Below are 14,607 nucleotides of genomic sequence, written 5' to 3'. Positions count from 1 at the left end.
CAAAAAGCGGGGGAGACGAACGTATGGTTAATGTGAAAGGCGTGAACGCTTCGTCATCGCGGTGGCAGTCGCTGGTACTGCTGGCCGTGTTGGCGGTGCTTTCCTGCCTTGGCCGGGCCCATGCCCAGTCGGCCTGCACGGCCGGTGCCTGCGTCAGCGCCGGACCGCGCCTGGCCTCGGTCGATTCCACCCAAAGCCCGATCCTGAATCTGCTGTTCGGCGCGCTGCTGCCCGGCACCACCCTCAACCTGAGCGCGGTTGACTGGAACAACCTCGCCGGCGCCAACATCAACCTCAATGCACTGCTGACCCAGCTCAACGGGGGTGTGGTGGTCAGCGACCCCAGCCAGGTGCTCAACACCAACATCACCCTGGGCCAGTTGCGCGCGGCGATGGTGCAGGTGCTGCAGGCCGACGGCCAGACGGCGGCGGCCAACGTGCTCAACGCGTTGCCGCTGGGCGTGGCCGGCACGTCGGGCAGCATCCGCCTGGCCGACATCCTGCAGATCGCCCTGCCCACCGGCTCGCTCACCACGGTGCGGTTGAACGTGCTGGACCTGCTCACCGGCGGGGTGCAGCTGTACAACTTCCGCAACGTGCTGACCACGCCGACGCCGATCACCGTCAACACGGCGGCACTGGGGCTCAACGGTGTGGCCAACGTGCGCATGTGGGCGCAGGTGGTGGAACCGCCGGTCTACACCTGCGGCGCGGTCGGCGCGGCGTTCCACAGCGCAGCCATCCGCATCAAGCTCGACCTGGATCTTGTGCAGGGCCTCAATACCGGCACGCTCACCGCCGCGCTCAGCGGGCTCAACCTGCTCGGCATCTCGCTGTCCAACACCAGCATCAGCGCCGACGTGCTGCACCTGCAGGTGTACGCGGATGTCGCACGCGCCGAGGGCTCGATTTCCGCCATCAACCTGGTCGGCAACGCGGTCACCCTGCAGGCGCGTCCGGGCCTGGTCAACCTCTATGTCGGCCAGATCAGCGACGCCACCTTCTTCAACCGCAGCACGGTGCTGACCAGCACGGCGCTGAGCCCTGCAGCGCTGACCTCGCTGAGCGTGAAGGTGCGGGTGTCGGCGAACATCCTCGGCATCCTCACCCCGATCGCCGACGTCACCATTCCCCTGACGGTCAGCATCAGCGGTTACGCCACTGCAACCCCTGGCCTGCAGAGCGCCAGCTTCACCGGCCCCTATCCACAGACGCGCACCCTGACCGCGGGTACGGTGAGTGCGGCAACGCTGGTCTCCACGCTGGTCAACTCGCTCAACATCCAGGTCACCAGCGGCAATCCGGTGGTGACGCTGCTCGGCGGCATCGCCCTGCCACTGCCGGTGGCCGATCTGGTCAATGGCGTCGTCAGCACGCTGCTGACGCCGATCCGCACTCTGGTCAACGGGCTGGTCACCCCGGTACTGACGACCCTGCTGGGCGGGGTGGTGGACAACCTGCTGGGCCTGCTCGGCATCCGCATCGGCCAGGCGGTGTTCACCGTGGAAGGCATCACCCAGGCGTGCGCGGCAACGCTGCAGCTGGTCAAGCTGCTGCAACCCACCAGCGACACCGGTCGCTTCAATCTGTCCATCACCTACAACGGCAGCACCGTCGGCTCGGCCAGCAACGTGGGCAACAACGGCGCAACCGCCGCGGTGATCACCGTGCCCGGCGGCAGCTACGCACTTGCCGAGGCCGCCGCAGCGGGCGGCACGCTGGCGCGCTACGCCAGCACCTGGCAGTGCGTGGACCAGACCAACACGGTGGTGTCTTCCGGCACCGGCGGCACGTTCACATTGCAGGCGCCCGCGATGACCGCCACCGCGGTCACCCTGGTGTGCAGCATCACCAATCGAACGCGCCAGGCGGATCTGTCGATCACCAAGAGCGATGGCAGCAGCAGCTACACGCCCGGTGGCACGGCGACCTACACGCTGGTGGTGCGCAACGACGGCCCCGACGCGGTCACCAACGCCATCGTCGCCGACACGCTGCCCAACGGCACCACGCTGCGCGCCGCCTGGACGTGCAGTGCCACCGGCGGCAGCGCCTGCGCGGCAGCCAGTGGCGGCGCCGTCGGCGGCAGTGCGGTCAGCGTGGGGGTGAACCTGGTCAATGGGGGCCAGGCAACGATCAGCGTGCCCGTGAGCTTCAGCAACAACCCCGGCGCGTACTAGCGCGCCGGGCAGCAGCGCCGATGGCGAGGGAATGACCCCGCGCCGGGGATCGACAGACGCACCGTTGCCGAACGGGCCGCACAGGCCTGGCGGCCGCATTCGAGGAGGAACGCATGGCAGCAACCGGCAAACACGGCAGGGCACGCATGGCTTCGGCCAGCATCGCGCACGCGATGGCCCTGTTGGCGTTGCTGCTGTCGCCATCGGTCTTCGCACAGAGCTACCCGAATCCGTTGAACAACAGCGCCACGGTCACCGCGCCGGTGGATGTCGGCGATCCCGCGCTGGGCAACAACACCGCCATCGACACCAACGCGCTGGCCCTGCAGGCACAGCTGAGCGTGACCAAGACGCTGCTCAGCGCCACGCCCGTGGCCGCAGGCGGTGCGGTGCAGTACCGCATCCAGGTGAGCAACGCCGGTCCCTCGGCGGCCACCGCGGTTGGCGTGGCCGATACCGTGTCCGCCTTGCTCACCAATGTCACCTGGAGCTGCCAGCCCACCACCGCCGCATCGTCCTGCGCGCTGGCCAACGGCACCGGCAACGCGGTCAACGTGCAGGTCAACGTGGGTGTGGGCGACAGCGTCGTGCTGCTGGTCAACGGCACCGCGCCCACCTCCACGCCCGCCACGGTGCCGGCCAACACGGTGTCGCTGGTGCTGCCGCCCGGGACCACCGATCCGACCCCGGGCGACAACAGCGCGACCACCCCGGCGGTGCCGGTACAGGCCAACGCACTGGTCGCCAACAACGACACCTTTGCGACGCCCCTTTCCTCGACCATCGGGGGCAACACGCCCAGCGTGCTCACCAACGACACCCTCAACGGTGCGCCGGTGAACGGGGCCAACCTGATCATCGCGCTGCAGAACGCACCGGCCGGCTTCACCATCAATGCCGCAGGCGTGATTGCGGTGCCGGCGGGCGCCGCGGCGGGTGCCACCACGCTGGGCTATCAGATCTGCGAGAACGCATCGCCGACCAACTGCGCCACTGCCACGGCCAGTGTTGTCATCGCGCCGACCGCGGTGAATGACAGCTTCAACGCCGTCGGCGGCAGCGCGTCGCTGAGCGGCAGCGTCGCGGCGAACGACAACGCGCCGGCCGGTGCCGTGTTCAGTGCCATCGGCACGCCGCCGGCCGGGCTCACCGTCACCAGCGCCGGCACCTTCACCTATGCGCCGCCTGGCGGCATCGCAACCCCGACCTCGTTCCAGTACCAGGTCTGCCTGCCGGCGCCCAACGCAACGGTCTGCGCCACCGCAACCGCGTCGATCGTGGTCAATGCGAACGCGCTGGTCGCCGTGGATGACACGCTCACCCCCGCCATCGCGCCCGGTGCGGGCGGCGTTACCACAAGCGTGCTGCAGAACGACACCTTCAACGGCGGTGCCGTGCCCCAGGCGCAGGTGACGCTGAGCCTGGTCGGCGCACCGACCGGCTTCGTCATCAATGCCAACGGCACCGTTCAAGTTCCTGCCACCGCGGCGGCCGGTCCGCTCGCGCTCACCTACCGCTTCTGCGAAAACGCGTTGCCGGCCAACTGCGCCACGGCCACCGCCAACCTCGTGGTCAGCCCCGATGCCGTCAACGACACGGTCAGCACGCCCGGCGGCGGCCAGCCCGCGACCGGCAGCCTGGCCACCAACGACAACATCGCCAGTGGTTCCACCTACGTGCTGGGCAGCCCGGCGACCCGCGGCACCGCCGTGGTCAACGCCGACGGCACCTTCAGCTACACCCCGCTCAACGGCAACACCGGGCCGGACAGCTTCACCTACCAGGTGTGCCTGCCGGCGCCGAATCCCGGCGTGTGCGATACCGCCACCGTCAGCGTGAATGTCGCGGCGAACCAGCTGCTGGCGGTGGACGACCTGTTCGCCACACCGCTGCAGCCGGGGACCACCACCGTGGTGAGCCTGCTGGGCAATGACACACTGAACGGCGCGGCGGTGCCTCCGGCCGCGGTGACGCTGACCCTGAGCGGCGCACCGCTGGGGTATGCCGCGACCGCGGGTGGACAACTGTCGATCCCGGCCGGTGCCACGGCCGGGGCGGTGAGCTTCAGCTACCAGATCTGCGAGGTGGCCACGCCGACCAGCTGCGCCACCGCCGATGTACAGCTCGTGGTCGCACCCGATGCCGTGGACGATGCCTTCGCCGCCACCGCCGGTGTCGTGTTCAACGGCAACGTGACCGGCAACGACAACGCCGGTCCCAACGCGCAGTTCAGCCTGCTGGCCGTGGCCGCGCATGGCACTGTCACCGTCAATGCTGATGGCAGTTTCACCTACACCGCGCAGGCGGCGTACACCGGCCCCGACACCTTCCGCTACCAGTTGTGCCTGCCGGCGCCGAACACCGGCGTGTGCGACGCGGCCACCGTCACCATGAACGTCGGCGCTGCCTCGATCGTCGCCAACAACGATGATTTCACTGCCGCGCCGCTGACCAGCGCCGGTGGCCTGACCGCCAGCGTGCTGGCCAACGACACCTTCAACGGCGCGCCGATCACGCCGGCCCAGGCGTCCCTGTCGCTGATCAATGCACCGCCGGCCGGCTACACGCTGGAGAGCAACGGACAGCTGGTGGTCCCGGCCGGTGCGCCCGCCGGGCCGATCAGCCTGACCTACCAGCTGTGCCAGGCGGGCACGGGCAACTGCGCCACCGCGACCGTCGCGGTGGTGATTGCGCCCGATGCCGTGGCCGATGCCTATGCCACCCAGGTGGCCACCCCGGTGAGCGGCAACGTGTCGGTCAATGACAACGTGGCGGCCGGCACCACCTATGCCGTCACCGGCCCCACGCCGCCCGGCCTTGTGTTCAATGCCGATGGCAGCTTCACCTACACCCCGCCGGCGCAGTTCACCGGGACCACCCCCTTCAACTACCAGGCCTGCCTGGCGCCGCCGCTGGTGGGCGTGTGCGATACCGCCGCGGTCACCCTCAACGTCAACGCCGGCACGCTGGTCGCCACGCCGGATGACTTCCGCAGCGCCATCATCAACCCGGCAAGCGGTGGCACCACCAACAGCGTGCTGGCCAACGACACCATCAATGGTGCAGTCCCGCCCGCACCGGCGCAGGTGATCCTGAGCCTGGTGGGCGCACCGGCCGGCTACGTGCTCAACAGCAACGGCACCATCTCGGTGCCGGGTGGGGCGGATGCAGGCGCGGTCAACTTCAGCTACCAGCTGTGCGAAGCGGCGTTGCCGACCAACTGCGACACGGCGGCCGTGCAGCTGTTGCTTGCACCGGTCGCGGTCAACGACAACTTCAGCACGCCGGCCGGCGTGGTCCTGACCGGCAGCGTGGCCGCCAACGACAACGTGCCTGCCACTGGCAGTTTCGCCCTCAGCGGCGCGGCGCCCGCAGGCCTGGTGTTCAACCCCAACGGCAGCTTCACCTACACGCCGCCGGTGGGCACCCAGGGCGTGATCACGTTCGCCTACCAGGCCTGCCTGCCCGCACCGGACACCGCCGTGTGCTCCGGGGCCACGGTGACGCTCAACGTCAACGCCGGCACGCTCGTCGCCAACGACGATGATTTCCGTGGCACCCCGATCAATCCCGTCGTGGGCGGCAGCACCGTCTCGGTGCTGGCCAACGACAGTCTCAACGGCACCACGCCGCCGGCGTCGGCGGAGGTGCTGCTGAGCCTGGTGGGCGCGCCGTCCGGCTATACGCTGGCTGCGGACGGCACCTTGGCCATTGCCGCCGGCGTGCCCGCCGGTGCCATCACGCTCACCTACCAGCTGTGCGAAACGGCGCTGGATACCAACTGCGATTCGGCGCAGGTGCAGCTGCTCGTCGCGCCGCTCGCCAGCGCGGACGTGTTCTCCACCCCGGCGGCCCAACTGCTGGCCGGCAACGTCGGCAGCAACGACAACGCGCCGGTCGGCGCCGTCTTCACCCTCACCACCACGGCGCCGGCGGGCCTGCAGTTCGGACCGGATGGCAGCTTCCTGTACACGCCGCCGGCGAACTTCACCGGCCCTGTCGCGTTCACGTACCAGGTCTGCCTGCCGGCACCGGACACCGCACAGTGCAGCACCGCTGCGGCGACCATCAATGTCAATGCGGGGACCCTGGTCGCACGCGACGACGACTTCAGCGCGTCGCCGCTGGCGCCGGGCAGCAGCAGCCCTGCAAGCGTCCTCGCCAACGACACCCTGGATGGCGTCACGCCGCCGGCCTCGCCCAGCGTCATCCTCAGCCTGGTCGGCGCGCCTGCCGGGTATGCGCTGGATGCCAGCGGAATCCTGCAGGTGCCCAGCGGTGCCGCAGGTGGCGCCACCGTGCTGACCTATCAGGTCTGCGAGGCGGTCCTGCCCAGCAACTGCGCCAGCGCGACCATCCGGCTGGTGGTTACGCCGTCGGCCACCGACGATGCGTTCTCGACGCCGGCCGGGCAGGCACTGAACGGCAACGTGGGCAGCAACGACAACGCACCTGCCGGCGCGCTGTTCACCCTGACCAGCGCCGTGCCGGCCGGCTTGACGTTCAACGCCGACGGCAGCTTCCTGTATGTCGCACCGACCGGCACCGTCGGTCCGGTCAACTTCAGCTATCGGGTCTGTCTGCCTGCGCCTGACGGTGCCCTGTGCGCCACGGCAAACGCCGCGATCGCCATCACCGTCGGCACGCTGGCGGCGGTCAACGACGATTTCAGCGCCGCCCCGATCAGCCCGGTGGGTGGTGGCAGCACCGCGTCGGTTCTGCTCAACGATTCGCTCAACGGCGCCACCCCGCCGGCCGCTGCCGATGTGCTGCTGTCGCTGCCCGGCGCGCCCGCCGGCATCAGCATCACTGCCGATGGCACCGTGAGCGTGGCCGCCGGCACTCCCGCGGGGGCCCGTAGCCTCAACTACCAGCTGTGCGAAGCCGCGGCACCGGGCAACTGCGCCATCGCCACGCTGCGCCTGGTGGTAGCGCCCTCTGCCGTGGACGATGCGTTGTCCACGCCGGTCGGCGTGCCGCTCAACAGTTCGGTCGCCACCAACGACAATGCCGTTCCCGATGCGCAGTTCACCGTGTCCGGGGCCGCACCGGCCGGTCTGGTGCTCGGCACCAATGGCACGCTCACCTATACGCCGCCGGTGGGCTTCAGCGGTCCGGTCAGCTTCACCTACCAGGTCTGCCTGCCCGCGCCGGATGGGGCGGTGTGCGCCACGGCCAATGCGACCATCAACGTCAACACCGGCACGCTGGTCGCGGTCGATGACACGTTCGCCACGCCCGTTGCACCCGGTGGCGTGTCGCCCAGCGTGATCGGCAACGACACGCTCAACGCCGTCGCACCGCTGCCGGCCGATGTGGTGCTGTCGCTGGTCGGCGCACCGACCGGCTTCACCATCGCCGCCGACGGCACGATCAATGTGGCCACCGGTACGCTGTCCGGTGCCACCACGCTGACGTACCAGATCTGCGAGGCCGCGGCGTCGACCAACTGCGATACCGCTGCGATCAGCCTGATCGTCGCGCCGGCGCCGGCCAATGATGCCTTCGCCGTGCAGGCGGGACAGACCGTCAACGGCAACGTGTCGACCAATGACAGCATGCCGATCGGTTCGATCTACACCGTGCAGGGCACGCCGCCCACGGGCGTCACCTTCGCCGCCGATGGCAGCTTCAGCTATACCCCGCCGGCGGGTACCACCACCCCCACCAGCTTCGTCTACCAGGCCTGCCTGCCGGCGCCGGACAGTGCCGTCTGCGCGACGGCCACGGCCACGTTGAACATCAACAACGGTGCACTGGTTGCTGTCGACGATGCATTCGGCGCGGTGGCTCCCGGTGGTGTCACCCCCAGCGTGCTGGGCAACGATGTGCTCAACGGGCTGAGTCCGCCTGCGGCGGCCACCGTATCGTTGGCGCTGGTCGGCGCGCCGACCGGGTTCAGCCTCGATCCCAACGGCACCGTTTCGGTGGGTGCCGCCGCACCGGCCGGTGCGATCACGCTGGGCTACCAGATCTGCGAAGTGGCGGCCGCCAACAACTGCGCCACCGCCAACATCGCGCTGGTGGTGCGTCCCACGCCCGTTGACGATGTCATTGCGGTGCAGTCCGGCCAGCCCAATACCGGCAACGTGTCCGGCAACGACACCATGCCCGCCGGCTCCACCTGGAGCGTGGGCGTGCCGCCGCAGGGCCTGGTGTTCAACAGCAACGGCAGCTTCACGTACACCCCGCCGGCGGGCACCGTGGGTCCGGTGACCTTCAGCTACCAGGCGTGCCTGCCTGCACCGGATGCAACCGTGTGCGGTACCGCCAACGCGACGTTGAACATCGGCATCAACGCGCTGGTGGCCAGCGACGATACCTTCGCGGTGCCGCTGGGCACCGGTTCGGTCACGCCCAGCGTGCTGGTCAACGATTCGCTCAACGGTGTCACCCCGCCTGCATCCACCGCCGTGCAGCTGCTGCTGGTGGCGCCGCCCGCCGGCTTCGTGATCAACAACGACGGCACCGTTCAGATCCCGTCCGATGCCACTGCCGGCGCCACCACGCTCACCTACCAGCTGTGCGAGAGCGCCTCGCCGACCAACTGCGACACAGCGGCCATCCGCTTCATCGTCACCCCGGCGCCGCAGAACGACGCCTTCGCCGTGCAGGCCGGCGGCACCATCGCCAATGCCAGCGTGGCCACCAATGACAGCATGCCTGCCGGGTCGAGCTGGGCAGTGCAGGGCACCGCGCCTGCCGGACTGGTGTTCAATGGCAACGGCACCTTCAGCTACACCCCACCGGTGGGCACCACGGGTGCGGTGACCTTTACCTACCGGGCCTGCCTGCCCGCGCCGAATGCCGCCGTGTGCGGCGATGCCACCGCCACCCTCAACGTCAACCAGGGCACCCTGGTGGCGGGCGATGACAGCTTCACCGGCATTGCTCCCGGCACCTCCACGCCGAGCGTGTTGGGCAACGACGTCCTCAACAGCGTCAGCCCCCCGCCTGCGGCCACGGTGCAGCTCACCCTGGTGGGCGCGCCCATCGGCTATGTCATCGCTGCCGACGGCACGATCGCCGTGCCGGTCGGCACCATGGCCGGTCCGGGCACGCTGACCTACCAGATCTGCGAAACGGCCGCGCCGGCCAACTGCGATACCGCAACGGTGTCGCTGGTGATCAATCCGTCGCCGCAGAACGATGCGTACTCGGTGCAGGCCGGCGGCACGATCAGCAACGGCAACGTGGCTGCCAACGACTGGATGCCGGCCGGCTCCACCTGGGCGGTGCAGGGCGTTCCGCCCGATGGCGTGTCGTTCAACCCCGATGGCACGTTCACGTTCACCCCCCCGGGTACCACCAGCCCGCTCGTCTTCGTCTACCAGACCTGCCTGCCGGCCCCGAATGCGGCGCTGTGCGCCACCGCCAGCGTCACCTTGAACGTCAACACCGGCACGCTGGTCGCCACGGATGACGTCCTCAGCGGCGTCGCCGCAGGTGGCACCACCGGTGTCAGCGTGCTGGCAAACGATGCGCTCAACGGCGTCACTCCGCCGCTGGCCGGCGACGTGATCCTGAGCCTGGTCGGCGCGCCTGCCGGCTTCACCCTCACGCCGGCTGGCACCATCAGCGTGGCGATCGGCACGGTGTCTGGCCCGACCACGCTGACCTACCAGATCTGCGAAGCCGCGGCCGCGACCAACTGCGATACCGCCAGCGTCACCGTGGTGGTCAGCCCGACGCCGCAGAACGATGCATTCACCGTGCAGGCCGGGCAGACCCTGTCCAACAGCGTGGCCACCAATGACAACCTGCCGGCAGGGGCAAGGTTCACCGTGCAGGGCGCACTGCCTGCCGGTGTGGTCTTCAATGTGGACGGCTCGTTTGCCTACACGCCGCCGCCCGGTGCCCCGGCGTCGGTCACCTTCACCTACCAGGCCTGCCTGCCGGCGCCCAACGCGGCGTTGTGCGCGCCCGCCGTCGTCACGTTGAACACCAGCAACGGCACCCTGGCCGCCGGCAACGACACCCTCAGTGGCGTGGTTCCGGGCACCACGTCGGCAGCCAGCGTGCTGGCCAATGACAGCCTCAACGGCGTATCGCCGCCGGCGGCCGCCAACGTGGTGTTGACGCTGATTGGCGCACCGGGTGGTTTCGCGATCACGCCCAGCGGCACCATCACGGTGTCCAGCGGCGTCGATGCGGGCCCCAGCACCTTCACCTACCAGGTGTGCGAAGCCGTGGCCCCCGGCAATTGCGCCACCGCCAGCGTGACCGTGATCGTGACGCCCACGCCGCAGAACGACGCGTTCTCGGTCATGGCCGGGCAGAGCCTGAGCGACAGCGTGGCCAGCAACGACCGCATGCCGGCAGGCTCGAGCTGGGCGGTACAGGGCACCCCGCCGACCGGCCTGCTGTTCAACCAGGATGGCAGCTTCACCTACACGCCGCCCATCGGCACGCCCAGTCCGGCGGCCTTCACCTACCGGACCTGCCTGCCCGCACCGGACAACAACCTGTGCAGCACGGCCACGGTGACGCTCAACATCAACAACGGCACGTTGAGCGCGGGCGATGACACCCTGGTGGGTGTGCTGCCGGGCGCGGCCACCGGCACCAGCGTGCTGGCCAATGACAGCCTCAACGGCGTCAGCCCGCCGCTGCCTGCCGACGTGCTGCTGAGCCTGGTCGGCGCACCGGGTGGCTTCACCATCAATCCCGACGGCACCATCACTGTCGGCACCGGTGTGACCTCCGGCCCGACCACGATCACCTACCAGATCTGCGAAGCGGCCGCGCCGTCCAACTGCGATACCGCCAGCGTCACCGTCGTGGTGACCCCGGCGCCGCAGAACGACGCCTATGCCGTGCAGGCGGGCCAGACCCTGGCCAACACCGTGGTCGCCAACGACAGCACCCCGACCGGTGCGATCCATACCCTGCAGGACACGGCGCCGGCAGGCTTCGCTTTCGCTGCAGACGGTGCGTTCACCTACACGCCGGCGGTGGGCGCGGTGGGCCCGATCACCCTGGCGTACCAGGTCTGCCTGCCCGCACCGAACGCCAGCCTGTGCGGCCGGGCGATCCTCACCATCAGCATCAACAACGGCCAGCTGGTGGCCGGCGACGACACGATCACCGGCGTGGCACCGGGCACCATCTCCACTGCCAGCGTACTGGCCAATGACAGCCTCAACGGCGTCACGCCGCCGCTGCCGGCCACGGTGGCGTTGAGCCTGGTGGGGGCGCCAGCCGGCTTCACCATCACCCCGGACGGCCGGATCACCGTCTCCAGCGGCGTCGTCTCCGGCGCGACCACCATCACCTACCAGATCTGCGAAGCGGCGGCGCCGACCAACTGCGATACCGCCAGCGTGACCGTGGTGGTCAGCCCGGCGCCGCTGAACGATGCGTTCTCCGTGCAGGTCGGGCAGATGCTGAGCAACACGGTGGCCAGCAACGACAACATGCCGGCGGGCGCGCTGTACACGCTCCAGGGCACCGTGCCGGGCCTGTCGCTGGCGGGCACCGGTGCGTTCACCTACACCCCGCCGGGTGGCACGCCCAGCCCGGTCGGTTTCACCTACCAGACGTGCCTGCCGGCGCCGTATGCCACGGTGTGCGCGACCGCCACCGCGACGATCAACATCAACAACGGCACCCTGGTGGCCGGTGATGACGTACTGACCAACGTGTTGCCCGGGACGAGCTCGGGTACCAGCGTGCTGGTCAACGACCAGCTCAACGGAGTGAGCCCGCCGGCACCCGCCACGGTGCTGCTCAGCCTGGTGGGCGCTCCGACTGGCTTCAGCTTGAACACCGACGGCACGGTCGCGGTCGGCACCGGCATCCTCTCGGGTGCCACCACGCTCACGTACCAGATCTGCGAAGCGGCCGCGACGGCCAACTGCACCACCGCCAGCGCCCTCGTGGTGGTCACCCCGGCGCCACAGAATGATGCGTTCACCGTCCCGGGCGGGGTGCCGTTTACCGGCAGCGTCGCCATCAACGACAACGTGCCGGCAGGGGCGGCGTACACCCTCACCAGCGGCGCGGTGGCGGGCCTGTTCTTCGATGGCAGCGGCGGGTTCACCTACACGCCGCCGTCGGGCACGACCGGGCAGGTGAGCTTCACCTATCGCGTCTGCCTGCCCGCTCCCTATGCGGCACAGTGCGGCGATGCCAGCGTCACACTGACCCTTTCCGGTTCGGCCAACGTGGTGCTGGCGGTCAACGACGACTTCAGCAGCACGCCGGTGGACCCGTCGGTAGGCGGCACCATCGCCCGCTCGGTGCTGGACAACGACACGTTCAACAACGTCTCGCCGCCGCCGGTCGGCAGTGTCATCGCCAGTCTGACCGGCAGCACCCCCGGCTACACCATGAACAACCAGGGCCAGATCATGGTGGCGGCCGGCGTGCAGGCGGGGCAGGTCCAGCTGGCCTACCAGCTCTGCGAAAACGGCGTGCCGACCAACTGCACCACCGCCATCGCCACGGTGCGGGTGCAGGGCCCGGTCGGGGCACTGCTGGCGGTAGACGACAGCGGTGGCCCGGTGGGCCCGGCAGGGCGCGCGCGGCTGTTGAACGTGTTCACCAACGACACCTTCAATACCGCACCGCTGGACCCGGCGCAGGTGAGCTTCACCCCGGTGGCCACCACTGCGCTGACCTTCAGCGCGGATGGCTGGGTGGACGTTGCTGCCGGCCTGCCGGCGGGCAGCTACACCACCACCTATACGTTGTGCCTGCTCAACCAGCCCACCGTCTGCGACAGCGGCACGGTCAGCGTGACCATCATCGCGGCCGAACCCGGTGTGGACGCCGAGAACGACCGCGTGGCGCTGCCGCAGGACGGCGTGATCGAAATCGATGTGCTCGGCAACGACCGCGTCAATGGCACCCCGATCGATCCGGACAGCGTCACCCTCAGCATCGTGTCGCCGCCGCCGTATGGCACCGCCACCGTGCTGCCGCGTGCGCGCATCCGCTTTGCGGCGCTGGCCAATTTCTCCGGAGAGCAGGCCTTCGACTACCAGGTATGTGACGTCAATGATCCGGCCATGTGCGCCAGGGCCACCGTCACCGTCATGGTGGATCAGAATGTGCTGAGCCTGGTGGACGATGCCGCCACCGCGGATACGGCAGCGCCGCTGGTGATCGATGTGCTGGCCAATGACAGCACCCGCGCCGCGCCGCTGGACCCGGCCAGCCTGCAGCGGGTGGTGGCACCCACCCACGGCGCCGTCCAGTGCGCCAACGGCCTGTGCACCTACACACCGGCAGCGGCCTTCGCCGGCACCGACAGCTTCCGCTACCGCGTCTGCGATGTGTCCATCCCGACCCCGATGTGCGCCGAGGCGAACGTGTCGGTGACGGTGGCCGGGCAGCAGGCCGTGCTGCGCCTGACCAAGAGTGCGGCCAAGCGCAGCGCGCAGATCGGTGACCTGGTGCGCTACACGGTCACCATCGACAACGTCGGTGAAGTCGATGCCAACGGCGCAACGCTGCTGGATACGCTGCCGCCGGGCTTCACCTTCGTCAGCGGTGGCTTCGCGGTGCAGGACGCCGACAACGATGCGCGCACCAGCGGCGTACAGCCGCTGCGCATCGACGGCATCGACATCCCGGTAGGCGAGCGCGCCACGGTGGTGTACTACCTGCGCGTCGGTGCGGGCACCGGCACCGGTGTGCACACCAACCGCATCACCGCCATCGACGGCGAGAACCGCACCATCGGCAACGTTGCCTCGGCCGACGTGGACATCATCACCGACCCGCTGCTGGATGAAAGCCTGATCGTGGGCAGCGTGTTCGATGACCGCAATGGCAACGGCATCCAGGACGATGGCGAGCGCGGCATCCCCGGCGTGCGCGTCGCGGCGGTCGAAGGCCTGCTGATGGAAACGGACGCGTTCGGTCGCTATCACCTGGTCGGCATTCCCGGCGGCCAGGCACGTGGGCGCAACTTCATCCTCAAGGTCGATCCCTCCACCGTGCCGGCCGGTGCGCGCTTCACCACGCCCAATCCGCTGGTCCGCCGGATCACGCCCGGGCTGCCGGCACGCTTCGACTTCGGCGTACAGATGCCCGAAGGGGCGCTGCGCAGCGCGCCGTCCTCGGGTGCCGCCGTGCCCCGACCGGCTCGCATCGAGCTCGGCGATGCCCTGTTCGTCCCGGGCAGCGCACGCCTGCCTGCCGACCGCACGGCGGTGCTGGCCAAGGCTGCGCAGGCACTGGAGACGCACGCGGGGGGGCGCCTGACGCTGGCGACCACCGCCGACGGGGCCGCGCTGGCACGACAGCGTGCGTCCGCGCTGCAGGCCGCGCTGCGTCCCCTGGTGAGCGGCGCCGTTGCCGCCGCCACCACCATCGATGTGCTCGCCGCCGATGGCAGCACCCTGCATTCGCTGCGCCTGGATGATCCTCCCGCGTCTCCTGCCGGTACCAACAGCTCGCTCAGGGAGGGGCGCTGACA

General features: G+C 69.4%; 2 protein-coding genes. Both read left to right on the top strand.

The features are described from left to right. Positions 1-41: 41 nt before the first annotated feature. Complete coding sequence (locus tag AC3ITN_RS17770) at positions 42-2,180, top strand: hypothetical protein (RefSeq protein ID WP_489391372.1); 2,139 nt, start codon at positions 42-44, stop codon at positions 2,178-2,180. Between the two features lie 146 nt (positions 2,181-2,326). Beyond that, a complete protein-coding gene (locus AC3ITN_RS17765; RefSeq protein WP_489391371.1) occupies positions 2,327-14,605 on the top strand; it encodes an Ig-like domain-containing protein in 12,279 nt (4,092 codons plus the stop codon). Positions 14,606-14,607: the final 2 nt, after the last annotated feature.

The sequence above is a fragment of the Stenotrophomonas sp. KH_036_B genome, from assembly GCF_057839485.1.
This window is presented reverse-complemented; position numbering and strand designations above follow the sequence as displayed.

Bases quoted from the DNA above. Each gene is read 5' to 3' on its own strand.
- AC3ITN_RS17765 (WP_489391371.1), top strand. From the start codon at position 2,327: ATGGCTTCGGCCAGCATCGCGCACGCGATGGCCCTGTTGGCGTTGCTG.